The organism is Stieleria mannarensis (genome assembly GCF_014154935.1).
GTDB classification, from domain to species: domain Bacteria; phylum Planctomycetota; class Planctomycetia; order Pirellulales; family Pirellulaceae; genus Stieleria; species Stieleria mannarensis.
In genome coordinates, this window is record NZ_JACEHH010000073.1 from 14,761 (window position 1) to 31,748 (window position 16,988).

The 16,988-nt window shown below is 60.3% G+C and carries 17 protein-coding genes; 15 read left to right on the forward strand and 2 right to left on the reverse strand.

Features of this window, described 5'->3' with window-relative positions; genetic code table 11:
- Nucleotides 1-19 precede the first annotated feature (19 nt).
- From H1B37_RS30145 to H1B37_RS30185, 9 genes are all read left to right on the forward strand, one after another.
- Nucleotides 20-2,293 carry a chemotaxis protein CheA gene (locus H1B37_RS30145; RefSeq protein ID WP_353620957.1) on the forward strand — a complete coding sequence of 758 codons (2,274 nt, stop codon included), beginning with the start codon at nucleotides 20-22 and terminating at the stop codon, nucleotides 2,291-2,293.
- 1 nt (nucleotide 2,294) lies between these two features.
- Entirely contained in the window at nucleotides 2,295-2,744 is a 450-nt protein-coding gene (locus H1B37_RS30150; protein ID WP_182871003.1) for a chemotaxis protein CheW, read from the forward strand.
- Nucleotides 2,745-2,819: 75 nt separating this feature from the next.
- Nucleotides 2,820-4,394, forward strand: a complete 1,575-nt coding sequence (locus H1B37_RS34645; RefSeq protein WP_220498448.1) for a methyl-accepting chemotaxis protein — start codon at nucleotides 2,820-2,822, stop codon at nucleotides 4,392-4,394.
- A 189-nt stretch (nucleotides 4,395-4,583) separates the two neighbouring features.
- Nucleotides 4,584-5,477 (forward strand): HDOD domain-containing protein, encoded by an 894-nt coding sequence (locus H1B37_RS30160; protein WP_147870770.1) that lies wholly within the window; start codon nucleotides 4,584-4,586, stop codon nucleotides 5,475-5,477.
- A 19-nt stretch (nucleotides 5,478-5,496) separates the two neighbouring features.
- A complete protein-coding gene (locus H1B37_RS30165; protein ID WP_182871004.1) occupies nucleotides 5,497-6,603 on the forward strand; it encodes a protein-glutamate methylesterase/protein-glutamine glutaminase in 1,107 nt (368 codons plus the stop codon).
- A 29-nt stretch (nucleotides 6,604-6,632) separates the two neighbouring features.
- The gene (locus tag H1B37_RS30170) at nucleotides 6,633-7,457 is read left to right on the forward strand and encodes a CheR family methyltransferase (RefSeq protein WP_182871005.1); all 825 of its coding nucleotides are present in this window, start codon (nucleotides 6,633-6,635) and stop codon (nucleotides 7,455-7,457) included.
- Nucleotides 7,423-7,899, forward strand: a complete 477-nt coding sequence (locus tag H1B37_RS30175; protein ID WP_182871006.1) for a chemotaxis protein CheX — start codon at nucleotides 7,423-7,425, stop codon at nucleotides 7,897-7,899. Before H1B37_RS30170 ends, H1B37_RS30175 begins: the two co-directional genes overlap by 35 nt.
- Before the next feature lie 46 nt (nucleotides 7,900-7,945).
- Nucleotides 7,946-8,308: a response regulator gene (locus tag H1B37_RS30180; RefSeq protein ID WP_182871007.1), complete on the forward strand. Its 363-nt coding sequence runs from the start codon at nucleotides 7,946-7,948 to the stop codon at nucleotides 8,306-8,308.
- A 183-nt stretch (nucleotides 8,309-8,491) separates the two neighbouring features.
- Nucleotides 8,492-8,965 carry a hypothetical protein gene (locus tag H1B37_RS30185; RefSeq protein ID WP_182871008.1) on the forward strand — a complete coding sequence of 158 codons (474 nt, stop codon included), beginning with the start codon at nucleotides 8,492-8,494 and terminating at the stop codon, nucleotides 8,963-8,965.
- A gap of 70 nt (nucleotides 8,966-9,035) precedes the next feature.
- On the opposite strand, the gene H1B37_RS30190 is transcribed toward H1B37_RS30185, so the two are convergent.
- Nucleotides 9,036-9,911: a polysaccharide deacetylase family protein gene (locus H1B37_RS30190; protein WP_182871009.1), complete on the reverse strand. Its 876-nt coding sequence runs from the start codon at nucleotides 9,909-9,911 to the stop codon at nucleotides 9,036-9,038.
- Nucleotides 9,912-9,921: 10 nt separating this feature from the next.
- Entirely contained in the window at nucleotides 9,922-11,058 is a 1,137-nt protein-coding gene (locus tag H1B37_RS30195; RefSeq protein ID WP_182871010.1) for a GNAT family N-acetyltransferase, read from the reverse strand.
- Nucleotides 11,059-11,408: 350 nt separating this feature from the next.
- Here H1B37_RS30195 and H1B37_RS30200 point away from each other — a divergent pair, with 350 nt between their 5' ends.
- From H1B37_RS30200 to H1B37_RS33480, 6 genes are all read left to right on the forward strand, one after another.
- Entirely contained in the window at nucleotides 11,409-13,136 is a 1,728-nt protein-coding gene (locus tag H1B37_RS30200; RefSeq protein WP_182871011.1) for a lipopolysaccharide biosynthesis protein, read from the forward strand.
- A complete protein-coding gene (locus H1B37_RS30205) occupies nucleotides 13,133-14,377 on the forward strand; it encodes a carboxylate--amine ligase (protein WP_182871012.1) in 1,245 nt (414 codons plus the stop codon). Before H1B37_RS30200 ends, H1B37_RS30205 begins: the two co-directional genes overlap by 4 nt.
- A gap of 89 nt (nucleotides 14,378-14,466) precedes the next feature.
- Complete coding sequence (locus H1B37_RS30210; protein WP_182871013.1) at nucleotides 14,467-15,246, forward strand: HesA/MoeB/ThiF family protein; 780 nt, start codon at nucleotides 14,467-14,469, stop codon at nucleotides 15,244-15,246.
- Entirely contained in the window at nucleotides 15,243-15,512 is a 270-nt protein-coding gene (locus H1B37_RS30215; RefSeq protein ID WP_182871014.1) for a MoaD/ThiS family protein, read from the forward strand. Before H1B37_RS30210 ends, H1B37_RS30215 begins: the two co-directional genes overlap by 4 nt.
- 4 nt (nucleotides 15,513-15,516) lie before the next feature.
- The gene (gene moeB / locus H1B37_RS30220) at nucleotides 15,517-16,662 is read left to right on the forward strand and encodes a molybdopterin-synthase adenylyltransferase MoeB (protein ID WP_182871015.1); all 1,146 of its coding nucleotides are present in this window, start codon (nucleotides 15,517-15,519) and stop codon (nucleotides 16,660-16,662) included.
- Nucleotides 16,663-16,742: 80 nt separating this feature from the next.
- Nucleotides 16,743-16,988: hypothetical protein (locus H1B37_RS33480; RefSeq protein ID WP_220498449.1), on the forward strand; the 246-nt coding region annotated here is incomplete at its 3' end.

The window sequence follows — 16,988 nt, forward strand, 5'->3', positions numbered from 1 at the left end:
ACAGACCCGGAGATTGTTTGTGGACGGTTTCGAAGACATCATCAAGGAATTCCTCGTCGAAAGCTACGAGAATCTCGACAAGCTTGACGGTGATCTGGTCGCCCTGGAGGACACCCCCGACGACCGCGAGCGGCTGGCCCGCATCTTCCGCACCGTCCACACCATCAAGGGAACCTCCGGATTCCTCGCCCTGCCCAAACTGGAACGTGTCACCCACGTCGGCGAAAACCTGCTGGTGCCGCTGCGTGACGGCGAACTGACACTCACGCGTCCGATCGCCGACACGCTGCTTGAAATGGTCGATGCGATTCGCGCGATCTTGCAACGTGTAGAATTGGGACAAGGCGAGGGCGAAGACGATTACGACGGGCTGGTCGCCCGTCTTCAAGCGGCATTGGATCAGTCGTCACCGTCGCTGGAATCACCTGGATCCCAAGAACCGCCTCCTTCGCATGCCCCCGCCCCCGCCCCCGCCGCCGCCGCCGACGCGACCGACGCGACCGACGCGACCGACGAAACGGCTCCGGTGGATTCCGATCACGACGCGGCGACGCAAGACGCCCCCCCAGCGTCCGCTCCCTCCAAACAGGAACCCTCGCTGGTCGATGCCTCGGTGCGACTGGACGTCGGACTGCTGGACAAACTGGTCAACCTGGTCGGCGAACTGGTTCTGGCACGCAACCAGATTGTCCAGTTCAGTCGATCGATGGATGACGCCCCGATGCTGGCCGCGGCACAGCGTCTGAACCAGATCACGACCGAATTGCAAGAAGGCGTGATGAAAACGCGGATGCAACCGATCCGCAATGCCTGGGGAAAACTGCCGCGGGTCGTTCGCGACCTGGCCGCTTCCTGCGGCAAACAGATTGACGTCCGCATGGAAGGCGAAGAAACCGAAATCGACAAAACGGTCCTCGAAGCGATCAAGGATCCGTTGACCCACATCGTCCGCAATGTGATCGATCACGGCATCGAACCGCCCGAGCAACGCATCGCTTGCGGAAAACGCCCCCAAGGCACGCTGCAACTCAAAGCGTCACACGAGGGTGGCCAGATGATCATGCAAATCATCGACGATGGAGCCGGCATCGACACCGACGCCGTTCGCGCCAAAGCCATCGAAAAAGGACTCCTCACGGAATCCCAGGCGGCACAACTGAACCAAACTGAACTGACCAACCTGATCTTGTTGCCGGGATTCTCAACCGCATCGTCGGTGACGAACGTGTCCGGCAGAGGCGTCGGGATGGATGTCGTCAAGACAAACATCGAATCGATCGGTGGAACACTGAGTATTCAGAGCGAGCCGGGCGAAGGCACCACGCTGCGGATCCGCATCCCACTGACGTTGGCGATCATTCCCGTCCTGCTGATCACCGCCGACGGCGATCGATACGCCATCCCGCAAGTCAGCCTGATCGAACTGGTCCACATCGACAGCCAACGTGCCGGCCACGAGATCGAATTCATTCACGACGCCCCGATGTTCCGGCTTCGCGACCGGTTGTTGCCGCTGGTTTATGTAGACGAACAATTGGGCCTGCACCCGCCACGTCATCGCGGCGACCGACCGACGGACTTGAACATCGTCGTGCTGCAGTCCGACGGGCGTCAATTCGGTTTGGTCGTCGACGAGATCACCGACACCCAGGAAATCGTCGTCAAACCGCTCGGCCATCACCTCAAAGACATTCCCGTCTATGCGGGTGCGACCATCATGGGCGACGGCAGGGTCTGCTTGATCCTGGATCCGATCGGGTTGGCCTTGGCCGGTGGCATCACCGATGGCCAGACCGAACGCCAGTTACCGGCCACGATTCCCACAAAACGCCCCCACGCCGGATCGCAAGAATCGCTGTTGATCGTCGACCTGGGAAACGACGCCCGCGCCGCGATCCCGTTGTCGTCGGTGGCACGTTTGGAGGAGTTCTCGCCACAAAGCATTGAGCGGTTGGGCGGATTCGATGTCGTTCAATACCACGGCCAGACGATTCCATTGTTCACGTTCAATCAGTCGCTGGAATGTCAACGGTTGAACCTGACCGGCCAACACGGCAGCCCAACGTCGCCCTTGCACACCGTCGTCTTCCGCGACGGAAACCGTGTCGCCGGGGTCGTCGTCGGCACCATCCTGGACATCCTCCAGCAACGATCGCTCCGCGAGATCCCCGACGACGGTGACCGCGATCCGACGCATCTGGTGATTCAGGGACGTGTCACCCAGGTGATCGACTTGAACGCCTTCCTTCAGCACGCCCTCCGCCAATGGGACCAGGCCGGATTCGCCGCTTAACATGACCGACACCGCCACGCACTACCGATCTGATTCGTATTGCACGTTCCTTGTCGACGGGCTGTTGTACGGCATCGAAGTCCAGAAGGTCCAAGAGGTCCTGCGAACTCAACCGACCACCCGCGTCCCGCTTGCACCGGGCGTCGTCCGTGGGCTGATCAATATGCGTGGCCACATCGTCAGCACCCTCAGCCTGCGCAGCGCACTCGGGCTGCCGGCCGGTTCCAACGTCCGACAAGAAATGAACGTGATCGTTCGCTCCCCCGAAGGCCCGGTCAGTTTGCTGGTCGACGAAATCTGCGACGTCGTGCGCGTCGAGCAAAGTGACTGTGAACCGATCCCGGGAACGCTCCGACGCCAACAGCGGATGTTCCTCCGCTGCGCCTACAAACTGCAACAACGTCTGCTGTTGATCCTTGACGCCGACCGCGTCGCGACCGTCCCCCACTGACCGCCACACTGCTCCGCCACACTGCCCCGCCCGCCCAACAACGTCCAACCGTTTCGCCCGCAAAGGAATCGATTCGTGTCCTTCAAACGCCTCACCGTTCGCTCCAAAATCTTCATCCTGGTCGGTGCCTGCGCACTTTCATTCGTCGGCTACGGGCTTTGGTCCTGGAACACACTCGCGGTCGCCAAAGTCCATGGGCCCTATTACAACCGCATCGTGCAGGGCAAGGACCTGATCTCGGACACGATTCCGCCGTCGAACAACTTGATCGAATCGTACCTGCTGTCGCTGGAAATGGCCGATGAAGTCGAAGAGGGGATCCAGCAGGACCAGATTCAATCTCTGGTCCGTCGCGGCACGGAATTGAAACGCAAGTTCGAAGCCGGGCATCGCTTTTGGGAACAGGAATTGACCGACGGGGCGATGAAAAAGATGAAAACCGTTGACTGTTATGAAACGGCGATGGAATTTTTCCGTGTGCGTGACCAGCAATTCGTTCCGGCGTGTTTAAGCGGCGATGTCGCGACGGCCAAATCGCTTTCCCGTGGCGTGATGAAGCGATTGTATGAAGAACACAAATCGGCCGTCGATGCGGTTGCCGCGATGGCGACCCGACGCAACGCGGCCGACGAAGCCGCCGTGGACGCCCTGGTCGATGCACGGATGGCTCTATCATGGGCCGGGGCGGCGGTGATCTTGCTGGCGATCGCCGGGTTCGGTTCCTACGTCGCCCGCGAAACGATCCAACCGCTGCGCCGCTCGGCGACCAATCTCCGCTACTTGTCCACCCACGACCTGACCGACGTCAGCCGGCGACTGCGCTGCGACGCCGAAAACACCTCCGTTCAAGCGACAATGGCCAGCGGGGCCGCCCAGGAGGTCAGCGCGAACGCACACGCCTTGGCGACCGCCGTCGAACAGTTCGAAGAGAGCATCAAGGAGATTGCCGCCACCGCCGCCAACGCAGCCTCGGTCGCCCGCAACGCCGTCTCCGCGACCGAACAAACCAACCACACCATCACCCGGCTGGGCGAAAGCAGCGCCGAAATCGGCAACGTCATCAAAGTCATCAACTCGATCGCCCAGCAAACCAACCTGCTGGCCCTCAACGCGACGATCGAAGCGGCCCGGGCAGGCGAAGCCGGCAAGGGATTCGCCGTGGTCGCCAATGAAGTCAAGGAGTTGGCCAAAGAAACCAGCCGAGCCACCAAACACATCATCGGACGCATCGAAGCGATCCAAAGCGACACCCAAGAAGCCGTCAACGCGATCGGATTGGTCAGCGAAATCATCCGCGAGATCGACGAAAGCCAGAACGTGATCGCCGGCGCCGTCGAAGAGCAAACCGCAATGACCTCCGAGATCTCTCGTAACATCTCCGACGTCGCCTCGGGCAGCTATGAAATCGTCAAAAGCATCACGATGGTCGCCGAGACGGCCCAGAGCACGACCTCCGGCAGCGACGAAACCCTGGTCACCGCCGCCAGCATCGAACGGCTGGCCGCCGATTTGATGCTGCTGGTCGGGCAATCCGGCGAATATTCCGGCCGCAACGATTCCGGCGACGACAGCTCGCCCGATCAAGCCCCCGGCGAAGGCAAGTATCGCTTGGCCGAGGCCAAAGAAGACGAGTTCCTGGAAACGCTTTAGCGGGTGCGAAGGGGGCCGCTGTTGTACAGGAAAAGAAGCCTGACCCCTTTTCACACATGGCCCCCTTTCGGCACATCTGTCCGTCTTCCCCCACGTGCCGCAAAATTCGGACTTCGTTCCGACCCCACCCGTGAACGCCACCGACAATTGCCCGACTCTTCTACGCAACAATCATACGTGGTACATCAGATGACAGTCGAAACCTGCTCACCACCCGAAAAGCTAAAACAAGCCCTTTTGAAGCGGTCGGACGAATTGGCCATGCTGCCGGCCGTTGCCACCGAAGCGTTGGAGTTGGCTCAGGATCCCGACTGCGTCGCCTCGGAGTTTGCCGGCGTGATCGAACGCGACGTCAAACTCGCCACCGAGATCCTATCGCTTTCCAACAGCGTGTATTTCGCCGCCAGCGCGCCCGTGGTCAGTCTCCGCCAAGCCGTCGTGCGGCTGGGACTGCGACAGTGCCGCAACCTGATCCTGACCTCCAGCGCCGCCAGCTTGATGAAGAGCATGCCGCTGGAACAGGAGTGGGTCCGCGAGGTGATTTGGCAACACAGTTTTCGCACGGCCAAGGCAGCCACCTACATCAACAAAAAACTGCGGATGGGATTCGAGGGCGAAGAATTCACCGCGGGGCTGTTGCACGATTTCGGCCGCTTGCTGTTGGCCGTCGCCGCGCCGGAATCATTCGCCAAAGCCGACCCGCTGGCGTTCGTCGAAGACGGCCAGTGCTTGACGGCCGAAAACGAGATCCTGGGTATCGACCACTGTGCCTTCGGCGCCTGGTTCGCCACCCACAACGGACTCCCCCGCGCTTTGGTCGCGTCGATCGAATTGCACCACCTGCCGGAAACCCATCACCCCGACAGCAAGCTGATCGCGTTGGTCGCCGCGGCGGACCACATCGCCAACCACTTCCAACGCTACGAAGAAGCCACCGACTATGACGTCGGGCTCAACCGCGGGGCACACGTGATCGCCAAGATCGGGCACCCGCAATTGCTGAAGAATGAAAACGGGATCGTCGATGCGCTGTTCGGCGAAGTCCTGCCCGAGGCCCAGGGCGATCCCAGCGATCTTTCGTAACGTCGAAGGAAGTCAGACAATGAACAAAGAAATTCGCGTCATGCTCTGTGACGACTCCGCGATCATGCGGCGGTTGATCAAAACCGCGCTGGACCTGGAACCGTCCTTGAAGGTGGTCTGCGAGGCAAAGCATGGACGCGAGGCCGTCGATCAGCTCGGAGAAACCCGCCCCGACATCGTGGTGATGGACATCGAAATGCCCGTCATGGATGGTGTCGAAGCCGTGCGGGAGATCCGCAAACAGAATCCTTCGCTGCCGGTCATCATGTTCAGTTCGCTGACCAACCGCGGCGCCGAAGCATCGCTCGATGCGATCGCCGCCGGCGCGACCGACTTCGCCACCAAACCGACCGGCGCCGGACACATCCAACAAGCCCTGGAATCGCTGCGACGTGACCTGATCCCAAAATTGCTGCAGTGGACCGCGGGCAAGCGAGACGATTTCAGCCCCTCGGGCTCGGCCGTTGATTCGGCAGCGACCACATCCTACGAATCCACCGAAGCCGAGGACACCAGAGCGAACGTCGCCGCCGTGGCCATCGGCGTTTCGACCGGGGGCCCCCAGGCGCTGTCCAAACTGCTCTCGGGATTGCCCCAGGAGTTCGCGGCGCCGATTTTGATCGTTCAACACATGCCACCGGTGTTCACCGGATTGCTGGCCCAGCGTCTGTCCGCCCAAACCGGACACAACGTACGCGAAGCCGTCGACGGCGATCCGCTCACCCCGGGGACCGTCCTGATCGCCCCGGGGGATCATCACATGATCGCCTGTCGCGAGCGCGACGGGGTCCACGTGCGGTTGAACCAAGATCCGCCGGAAAACTCCTGCCGCCCGTCGGTCAACCCGCTGTTTCAATCGCTGGCCAAATGCTTCGGTGATCAATCACTGGGAATCGTCTTGACCGGCATGGGGCAGGATGGAAGCCGCGGTGCCAAAGCGCTCAAATCGTGCGGCGGGCGGGTCTTTGTCCAAGACAAGGAAACCAGCATCGTCTGGGGAATGCCCGGCCAAGTGGCTCAATCCGGATTTGCCGATCGCGTCCTGCCGCTCGATCAAATCGCCTCCCACGTCATTCGCGTCGTCGGTTCGGGCGTGCGTGAATCCCTGACCGTCTCGTCCAGTTGATTTCCACAACGCCGCCGGTCGCCGTCGCAATGTCTCTCGCCACCGCCGATTTCACCTTCCTGCGCGAGCTTGTCGCCAATCATTCGGGACAATCGCTTGCGGCGCGTCACGCCGCCGTGCTGGAACAACGACTGACATCGGTGGCCGGGTCCGTCGGGCTGCCCAACGTGGCTTCGCTGGTCCAACGGTTGCGGTGCAGCGATGACGCCGACCTTTCGGCGCAGGTGGCCGAGGCGGTCGCCGTCCATGAAACCAGTTTCTTTCGCGACGCGAGCGTCTTCGCAACGATCGCCGATCGCGTGCTGCCACAAATCATCGCGAAAAACTCTGATCGCAAACAGTTGCGGATCTGGTGCGCCGCGTGCTCTTGTGGACAAGAAGCGTACTCGATGGCGATGCTGATCCGCGATCACTTTGCCGATCTGGACGACTGGGACATTCGCATCACCGCATCCGACTTGTCCCAGACCATGATTCGGCGGGCCGAGCGGGGAACCTACAGCGCGTTGGAGACCACTCGTGGGTTGCCGCCGCAAAAACGGATTCGCCACTTCGATCGTCGCGGCACGGCCTGGCGGGCAAAACCCGAGCTGCGCGAGCGGATTCAATTTCATCGCATCAATCTGTTGCGTCCCTGGCCGTACCTGGGGCCTTTCGACCTGGTGCTGCTCCGCAATGTGCTGCTGTATTTCAATTCGCCGACCAAACAAAACATCCTGAAACGACTTCGCGGTGCAATGCGTCCCGACGGCTATCTGTTTATCGGAGCGGCCGAGACCCTGATCGGATTGTGCGTTCCCTACCAAAGGAAAGAAATCGATGACACCGTCCACTATCGACCCGCTGCCATCTGAGCGGCCGAGCGACACCCGGATCGGCCCGGAAACGCTTGCGCCGATGGTTCAAGACGTCTTGGCAACGATGCTGCAATTGCCGCACCTGGCATCCGACGCGTCGCCGGAATCGGTCGACCCCGATCAGCTGATGGCGGCCATTCGGATCGCCGGAAACTGGAACGCAACTCTGCAGATTTACGCCCCCGAGAAACTGGCCCGTCACATCGCCTGTGCTATGTTTGCGCAAGCCCCTGGCGTCCTTGACGACGAAGACGTTTTGGACGCTTTCGGCGAAGTCGTCAATGTCATCGGTGGGAACTTGAAAGGAATGATCGACCAGGATTGCACGCTCTCGCTGCCTTGTGTCGGCCCCGCCCAACCGGATTCGACGTCAGGCGGACTGACGATCGTGCACGACGTTTGTGGTGCACCACTGACCATCGTGCTGGTCCAAGAATGAGCCCCCTCCCATCGCCCAATGGCCCATCGTTTCGAGGAGAACGAAGATGAAGATCCTGATCGTCGACGACAGCAAAGCAATGCGAATGATCGTCTGCCGGACACTCAAGCAAACCGACTTCAGCGGTTTCACCGTGATCGAAGCAGAGAACGGAATCGAGGCGCTCTCCAAGATCGCCAATGAATCTCCCGACTTGGTCCTTTCGGATTGGAACATGCCGGAAATGAAAGGCATCGACCTGCTCAAACGCGTTCGCGATTCGGGCAACCGCGTCCGCTTCGGGTTCATCACTTCCGAAAGCAGTCTGGAAACCAAAAAATTGGCTCACGAATCCGGCGCCGACTTCCTGGTCACCAAACCCTTCACGCCGGGATCGATGCAAGCCGCACTCGACCCGATCCTCGCCTAGCGTGCCGCGGAAAAGGGGTCAGGTACCAAAAAACAAATGGCCCGCAGGGTGCTTCGCATTATTGGTACCTGCCCCCTTTTCCGATCAACAAACGCAGCCCGACAATTTTACGCTGACAGAGCACTCGCATGTCACTGCGGTCCGAAGTCACGATGCCCCGTCCAACCGTTATTGACTGATTCCATGTCTATCGCCAGCCCCACTTCCTTTGCCGACGAAATCGGCAAGTTCATGACTCACCTGTTCGGTTTGAAGGTTTCGACCACCGAAATCAAGGCCCAGGAACCGAGTCATCCGTTGGCCGCCGTCGCGACCTACACCGACGGCCACGATCTGATTCGCGGGCAGATCGTTTGTGACCTCCGCTGCGTCTCCATCTTGGGCGCCGCGCTGACGCAAATCCCCATGGGCGTCGTCGACGACAGTCTGGAAACCGGCGAACTGTCCGCCAACCTGAGAGCCAACGCCTACGAAGTCTTTAACATCTGCGTCAACCTGTTCTCCTATCCGCAAAGCCGCCGCGTCGTCCTCAGTGAAGTGCGGTTCGAAAAACAGGCCGAGATGCCCACGATGAAACCGTCCTGGAAAAGCGACGCCTTTCAAATCAACATCGAACGCTACGGCAGCGGATTCCTGCGATTGATCCACTGCGTCTGAGCATCCCTGACCGCCAACGAAGCGTCCGAGACAGACCGGCGACCTCCTCGCCCGCCCTCACCCGCGTCGCTCAACAGAGCGCCGCGGCGGCGACATCAGCGACTTTGACGTCGGTTTCGGGAAACGTGTACCCGCGTCCGAAACCGACCTTGCGGCGATCGATCGTGACCCAGTTCTTCAATCGGATGAACTCGGGGTCCGCATGAAAACGCTGAATGTGGAACGGATCATCACCGGGGAAATTGTAGGCCCCATAGGCCGTGCAAACACCCGACAATCCCTGTTCGCCGGCCAGATGCACCGCCGCCGCGCTCAGGTTGTTCGTCTGGCCGTAGGGAAACGCAAAGTAACGAATCGGCTGGTCCACCAATCGGCCCAGTTCCTCGGTCGCGGTGACGATTTCATCGACCATCGTCGCCGCATCCGCGATCGCACCGACGTCACAATGGGTGCGAGTGTGGGCCCCGATTTCGATCCCCGACGCGGCCATCTGGCGGAGCTGATCCGGCGTATTGACCGGCAACGCAATGCCGCGGTCAACATCGTGTGGAAACGGCCGATCGTGGACGACGAAATCCAAGGCCACGAAATACGTCATCGGGATCTCGTGCTCGATCAAAAACGGGATCGCTTGTTCACAGTTTTCCGCGTATCCGTCGTCAAATGTCACTGCGACGGCCAACCGATCATTGCGGCCACGTCGCATCCGGGTTTGAATCTCTTGCAGCGAAACGACATCGGCATTCCGTTTCAACCAACGCATCTGGCGTTGAAACTGGCGATTTCCGATCGTCCAACCGTTGGGATGCGAGTCGGCGACGCGGTGGTAGAACAACACACACAACGGTGCCTGCCCCTCGGCCTCCAAACGACGGCGATACCACCTTCGCGTCGGCAACGTGCCGTAGTAGTACGCGTTGAGCGCCATTTCGCGTGCCTTCTTCATCTCTATCGCCCTAGGTTTGCGGTTGACCGATGCCCAGCCCCGACTTGACCAGATTCTTGAACGTCACCCCGGCGCGGACGACTTGATTGCGCAGCTGCGCCGCAGGTCGGGGACTGCAAACGCGAATCTCCTGGGCCGGCATCAACTCCGCCCGCCAACGCAATTTGTAGGGTTCGTCGCCGCGCATCATGTCAAACGTCGTTCGTCCCGTCACGATCGACTCGCGGATCGCATGACAGAACATGCTCAGTCCCGGGCGCAGAGCCTCCGCATCCGGATCCATTCCGGATTGATAGAAATACCAGTGGTCTTTGTCGGTGATCGCAAAATGGGCCGCTACGGGAACGCCGTCGTTGGTCGCGACGATCAACTCCAACAACCCTGCATCCAGCAACCGCGACGCCGCGTCTCGCAAGAACGCCTCAAACGGCGGATGATCAAAACATCCCGTCGTCCCCGCAGCATGCCGACGCCGCTGGTGCAGCGAGACAAACTGATCCCACATGGAATCAAGTTGCCGGGGGCATTCGATCCGCTGCACGACGATCGCCCCCGAGTCGATGTTCTTGAGTGCCTGCCGCACCTCGCGACGTCCGCTCTTGGAACGCATCCGGACATACTCGTCCCAGGACGGCGGCAGCTTGATGGCGTAGCATCCCAGGCCCTCGGTTTGTTCCACGCCCAACCCGACCGTTCGCATCGCCCGGGCCAGTTCATTCATCGCCGGATCTTCTCGATCCACCCCGATCAATTCGATCGAATCCCACACGAGACGCCGATCGGCGGGGGTTTGATTCACGTCGGCCGAACGGGCCAGCCAGCCGGCGACCGCGGCACACACCTCGTCGCAATCGTCTGCCGACACCAACAGCGACAAGTGGTCGGTACAGGCCTTTCCCGATCCGAGAAACTGAATCGTCTTTCCCGTCCCGACTCGGATCTCCAAACACCACGGAACAAAGGCGATGGTTTCGTCCTGCCGACGAACCTTCACGATGCACAGGCGGTAATCGCCTTGGTACGCCCTCCACCAGCTTCCCAGCCACTCCCATCGCTGCAGCGGGTTTTTGGCCAGCTCGTTCCAACGATCTAGATCGCCTTGTGATAATTGGTCGACACTGCTGATCAATTCAATCGATGGAGTCATGCTTTGGCCCGGTCAAGATGCGGATACCTCTGAGAGAGGTGCGTGGATCAATCCGCGCTAAAAACTGTGGGTTGAACCGTCGCCAAGGCAACCGCGGGAATAAAACTTCCCGCCGGATCCCGACATCGCCCGGCGGGCTGTCATTGCGATCGGACCAACCGAACTAGCCGGAACAGGGCTCGCGGCCAAAACGATCCTGCGGTCCCGATCGACGCGACCGGCATGCTTCGCAACGTAAGGTTGCCCAACCAGGGGTCGTTCGCACGCGCAATGTCGCGGTTCGGGACACGAGAACGACTGTCGAAAACCGCCGATCGCACCGACATCTGACGTTCACGTTTCTCCGGTCCATGAGCCAAGCCAGCCTTTCCCCGTCAGCGACCAAACCGGCCAAGACGCTCACCGCGGATACGTTCTCGCAAAGTGTTTTGCTGATCGGCGGCTTGATGGTCGTGCAGCGAGGCATCGGATTCGTCCGCAGCTTTTACGTCTGTGGCACACTGCCGGCCGCCGAGGTCGGGCGTTGGGACTTGGCGTTCAGTTTCCTGATGCTGGTCGCCCCGCTGGCGGTCTTGGGGATCCCCGGCTCCTTCGGCCGCTATGTCGCACGGTTCGAAAAGAACGGTCAACAATGGCGATTCCTCCGCCAGACCCTGGCGGCCTGCCTGGCATTGACGCTGCCGGTCGCGGCGTTGATTTGGCTGTTTCGCGACTCGGTGGCGGAGTACTTCTTCGGTAGCGCACACGACGCGTCGCTGGTTTCCGTCCTGGCGATCGGGCTGCCGGTCGTCGTGTTCTTCAATTTTTCAACCAGCTGGTTCTCCGGCAAACGACTCAATCGATTCGTCTTCCGAATCCAGTTCGCGCAAACCTTGTTCTTCGCGCTGCTGTGCGTCGTTCTGTTTCAAATGGCCTCGGTCAACGCGACCTCAGTGGTCACCGCCTACCTGCTGTCTTGCCTGGTCGGCACGGCGCTGGCCGCCAGCTACACGCTGCTGGACCGACGTCAGACACCACCTGAAGAAACCGATCCGACTGACACGGGCACAACCGTTGGTGTCCAGGCTTTCGCCGGCCAGCCTCGCCGCGACGCGGCGACAGGGGATCGCTGGTCAAACGTAGCTACCTTCGCCAGAAGGTGGATCCGCGGGGTTTTCCACGCTCTGGCGAGCGTAGCTACGTCAAATTGGCGCCGTCCGGCGATGCAGCAACGGTTGCTGCATCGCTTTTTTCCGCCCGTGACCGATCAGGCCGATCCGATTTGGCGAAAGATCCTGCCGTTTGCGGTTTGGGTTTGGGTCAGCAACGCATTGACCAACCTGTTTTCGGTCTGTGATCGATTGCTGTTGGTCAATTTCATTCCCGATCCCTCGGTCGATATTCAGTACCTGGTCGGTCAGTACCACACCGCGTGCATTTTCCCCTTGTTGCTGATGACGATCGGCGCCATGGCCGCATCGACCGGGCTGCCCTACTTAAGCAAGGACTGGGAATCGGGCGACCGCGACGCCGTCGCCGAGCGGATGAATCTGATGCTCAAAGCGATCGGTTTGTTTTGTGTCGCCGCCTCGGTCGCCATCCTGCTGGTCGCACCGCTGTTGTTCGGCCAAATCTGGAAGGACAAGTTTTCACTCGGCGAGTCACTGCTGCCGATGACGCTGTGTTACTGCTCGTTGGCCGCGATGACGATGGTCGCGCAGAAATACTTCTGGTGTCTGGAGAAGACCTGGATCAGCAGCTGCTGCCTGCTATTGGGGCTGGTGTGCAATTTTCTGGTCGGCCTGGCGTTGATCGGCGACTTTGGCATCAACGGGGTTGTGGCCTCCACGTTGATCTCCCATGCAATCGTCTTGGGCGGGGTGTTGCTGATCAGCAAACTTCACCGGCTGCGAATCGATCCCGGTGTGTTCGTCGTCTGCATCGCTTTGTTCACGCTTTGCCTGGGCAAATGGATCGCCTTGCTGTCCCTGGTCTTGCTGCTGTTTGCCGCCTGGTACACCCCGCTTTTTGTTAGCGATGCGCTTCGTCGCAGCGCACTGGAAAAACTCCGCTCCGCTTTTGACGTGAACCCTTCATGAGTTTGGCAGAACTGATCGAACAACCAGAGTCCCGCCAACCGGAACACTCGCAACCGCTGACCGGCCAGGTGTTGTTGCTGGGAAACGACGACCGCGTGCTGCTGGCGGTCGCCCGGGGACTCGGTCGCAACGGGATCTCCGTCGATGTCGGCTGGTGCGACCCGAATTCGCCGGCGCTTCAATCGCAATACGTCAACGCGTTCCACTCCCTTGCCCCCTACTCGGCCGATGACGACGGCTGGCTTGACGCGTTGCATGGGTTGGTCCGACGCCACGGCTACGATCTGGTCATCCCGTGCAACGACTTTGCCGTCGTTCCCCTGCAATTGGAACGAGAACGACTCGATCCCGACACGGATTGGTATCTGATCAACGACGACGCGTTCCAAGTCGCCTTTGACAAAGCCAAAACCAGCGAGCTGGCGGCCGAGTTGGGGATCAATCTGCCGCGTGAATGCGAAATCACGGCCGACGACCTCGAGCGAGGATTCCGCGACCGGGAATTCACACTCGTCGATCGTCGTTCGCTTCGGTTTCCCCTCTACGTGAAACCGCGTTCCTCGATCACGGCGTGCGACGTCGCGAACAAGCGCGCCGCTCGACGCGTCAACACACCGGACGAATTGGCCGAAGTCCTGATTCACGAATTTCCCGATGATGGCGTGCTGATTCAGGAGAGTTTTTCGGGAGAGGGAATCGGTGTCGAAGTCCTGGCGCATGAGGGGCAAATCCTGATGCAGCTGCAACATCGACGGCTTCGTGAAACCATCGACGGCGGCAGCACGTATCGCGAAACGATCGCGGAGATTCCCGAATTGACCCACGCGACCGCCAAACTGGTCCGACGATTGAACTACACCGGCGTCGGCATGTTCGAATTCCGCCACGACCGAGACACCGGTGCCTGGGTGTTCTTGGAAATCAACGCCCGATTCTGGGGGTCGCTGCCGCTGGCGATCGCGGCCAAAGCCAATTTCCCATTCGCGCTTTACGAACTGTTGGTCAAAGGCAAGACGAACTTTCACACAAATCACACGATCGGTGTCCGCTGCCGCAATCTGATCAAAGACCTGCGTGCGTTTCGGCATCAAAAGGCATCGGAGTTTGAACTGGAGAACTTGCTGTTCGGCAAAGACCATCTGGATTTCTACGCCCCCGATGACTGGCGACCGCAAGTGGCCACGCTCATGGAATTCGCCCGATCGCTGCTGGGCAAAGTCACACGGCGAATCGACTGGTAGGTAGGAACCAACGCCGCCGCGCGATAAACTACCCCGCGCCGGTTCCTCGCTTTCTGACCTACTGCTACACGCCTGCCGCCTGCCGCCTGATGCCGACGCCCGTACCGCTGACCGATGAAGAACGCGCCACGTACGAGTGGCAGATGTGGGTTCCCGACTTCGGCGAACCCGGCCAAGAAAAACTAAAGTCCGCCTCGGTAATGATCTCGCGTGTCGGCGGCGTCGGCAGCGTGGTGGCTTATGAACTCGCCGCCGCCGGTGTCGGCAAGCTGGTGCTGGCCCACGCCGGCAACGTCAAACCGAGCGATCTGAATCGCCAACTGTTGATGACCCACGACTGGATCGGCAAACCGCGAATCGAGTCGATTCGGCGGCGGCTGTTGGAATTGAATCCACGGTTGGAAATTGTGGCCGTCGGCGAAAACGTCAGCCAGTCCAACGCCGCGGATTTGGTCGCCCAATCGGACATCATCGTCGATTGTGCACCGCTGTTCCCCGAACGGTTCGCGATGAACGAACAAGCGGTGCTGCAAAACAAACCGATGGTCGAGTGTGCGATGTATGAGCTGGAAGCCCACGTGACGACACTGTTCCCCGGTCGATCGGCCTGCCTGCGATGCCTGTTCCCCGAGCAACCGCCGACCTGGACCCGCCAGTTTCCCGTCTTCGGCGCCGTCTCCGGCACCGTCGCCTGCATGGCGGCGATGGAAACGATCAAGACGATCGCGGGAATCGGCCAGCCGCTGGTCAACCGATTGCTTAAAATGGACCTCCGGGACATGAGCTTCCATCGGCTCAACACGAACCGACGTCCTGATTGTCCCACCTGTGGCCACCTGCCCCCCGCTCCCTGCACGGCTGTCTCATGAAAGTCATCATTCCCACGGCGCTGCGAAAACACACCGACGGCCAGAACCATCTGTCCATCACCGCCACCACCGTCCAAGACGCACTCGAGCAGGTCGTCACCGCGCACCCGCAGCTGCGCAGCAGTCTGTTCGATGACCGCAATCAATTGGTTTCCTACGTCAACGTTTTCGTGAACGATCGCAATATCCGCGACCTGGAAAACGAAGCGACACCACTCCGCGAGACCGACGAGATCCTGTTGGTCCCGGCGATCGCGGGAGGCTGAACCGATGTCGGACCAAGGCATGCTGGCGCGCGAAGAAACCGCTCGCTACGCGCGGCATCTGACTCTCCCCGAAGTCGGCACCGAGGGCCAAGTCAAACTGAAATCGGCCTCAGTCCTGGTCGTGGGAACCGGCGGCTTGGGATCGCCGGTCGCTCTGTACTTGGCCGCCGCCGGCGTCGGCCGCCTGGGGATCATCGACTTTGATCGCGTCGAGTATTCGAATCTGCAACGACAGATCATCCACGGGTCGGAGGATGTCGGCCGCCCCAAAGTCGAATCGGCTGCGGAGTCCATCGGCAACGTCAACCCGCTGATCCAAATCGATCGGCACGACGAAGCATTCACCAGCGCCAATGCGATGCGGATCGCCGCCGACTATGACATCGTCATCGACGGCACCGACAACTTTGCCACCCGCTACCTGGTCAACGATGTCTGCGTGCTGTTGGGTAAACCGAATTGCTACGGCAGCATCTTTCGCTTCGAAGGCCAGGCGTCGGTGTTCGGACTCCCCGGCGGCCCCTGCTATCGATGCCTGTACCCGAAACCGCCCGATCCGGGCACGATCCCCAACTGTGCCGAAGGCGGCGTGCTGGGGATTCTGCCCGGCATCGTCGGTACGCTCCAGGCGACCGAGGCAATCAAGCTGATCCTGGGGATCGGCGAGTCACTTTCCGGGCGGCTGCTGTTGCTCGATGCGCTGGAGATGAAGTTTCGCGAACTGAAGGTCCGCCGAGACCCGACGTGCCCGCTGTGTGGCGACGCACCGACGATCACCGCGCCGATCGATTACGACCAGTTTTGTGGGACGCCCAAACAGGACGCCGCGCAGAGTCCATGGGACATCGAACCGACCGAATTGAAACGACGACTCGAAGCCGGCCAGCCGCTGACGATCCTGGACGTCCGCAAGCAGCACGAGTATGACATCTGCAATCTCGGCGGGACATTGATCCCGCTCGATGAATTGCCGACGCGGCTCGACGAACTCGATCGGACCCGGCCGATCGTCGTCCACTGCAAGCTCGGCATGCGCAGCGCCAAAGCCGTCCAAATCCTCCGCGACGCCGGTTTCCCCGACGTCAGCAACCTCAACGGAGGCATCATCCGCTGGTCGAAACAAATCGACCCCACCGTCGAGACCTATTAGTATTTCATGTCAGCTTGGTTCTCGTGTAGTGGACGAGGCGACGAGTCCTTGCGGATGACCAGCCCCAAATTGCAGAACTGTTGTCCTCAACTGTTCCCCTGGAAGCAACGCGCCACACCCCGGCGCAAATCCTCCAGACGCAAGCGGCTGCGAACGAACAATTGAGACAATGGTTCTACAATGCCCCCCAGCCCCAAATTGTAGAACTGTTGTCCCCAACTGTTCCCCTGAAAGCAACGCGCCACACCCCGGCGCAAATCCTCCAGCCGCAAGCGGATGCGAACGAACAATTGAGACAATGGTTCTACAATGCCCCCAGCCCCAAA

Bases quoted from the DNA above. Each gene is read 5' to 3' on its own strand.
- H1B37_RS30210 (WP_182871013.1), top strand. From the start codon at position 14,467: ATGCCGACGCCCGTACCGCTGACCGATGAAGAACGCGCCACGTACGAG.
- H1B37_RS30150 (WP_182871003.1), top strand. From the start codon at position 2,295: ATGACCGACACCGCCACGCACTACCGATCTGATTCGTATTGCACGTTC.
- H1B37_RS30185 (WP_182871008.1), top strand. From the start codon at position 8,492: ATGTCTATCGCCAGCCCCACTTCCTTTGCCGACGAAATCGGCAAGTTC.
- H1B37_RS30190 (WP_182871009.1), bottom strand. From the start codon at position 9,911: ATGAAGAAGGCACGCGAAATGGCGCTCAACGCGTACTACTACGGCACG.
- H1B37_RS30170 (WP_182871005.1), top strand. From the start codon at position 6,633: ATGTCTCTCGCCACCGCCGATTTCACCTTCCTGCGCGAGCTTGTCGCC.
- H1B37_RS30205 (WP_182871012.1), top strand. From the start codon at position 13,133: ATGAGTTTGGCAGAACTGATCGAACAACCAGAGTCCCGCCAACCGGAA.
- H1B37_RS30180 (WP_182871007.1), top strand. From the start codon at position 7,946: ATGAAGATCCTGATCGTCGACGACAGCAAAGCAATGCGAATGATCGTC.
- H1B37_RS30175 (WP_182871006.1), top strand. From the start codon at position 7,423: ATGACACCGTCCACTATCGACCCGCTGCCATCTGAGCGGCCGAGCGAC.
- H1B37_RS30160 (WP_147870770.1), top strand. From the start codon at position 4,584: ATGACAGTCGAAACCTGCTCACCACCCGAAAAGCTAAAACAAGCCCTT.
- H1B37_RS30200 (WP_182871011.1), top strand. From the start codon at position 11,409: ATGAGCCAAGCCAGCCTTTCCCCGTCAGCGACCAAACCGGCCAAGACG.
- H1B37_RS30215 (WP_182871014.1), top strand. From the start codon at position 15,243: ATGAAAGTCATCATTCCCACGGCGCTGCGAAAACACACCGACGGCCAG.
- H1B37_RS30165 (WP_182871004.1), top strand. From the start codon at position 5,497: ATGAACAAAGAAATTCGCGTCATGCTCTGTGACGACTCCGCGATCATG.
- moeB (WP_182871015.1), top strand. From the start codon at position 15,517: ATGTCGGACCAAGGCATGCTGGCGCGCGAAGAAACCGCTCGCTACGCG.
- H1B37_RS30195 (WP_182871010.1), bottom strand. From the start codon at position 11,058: ATGACTCCATCGATTGAATTGATCAGCAGTGTCGACCAATTATCACAA.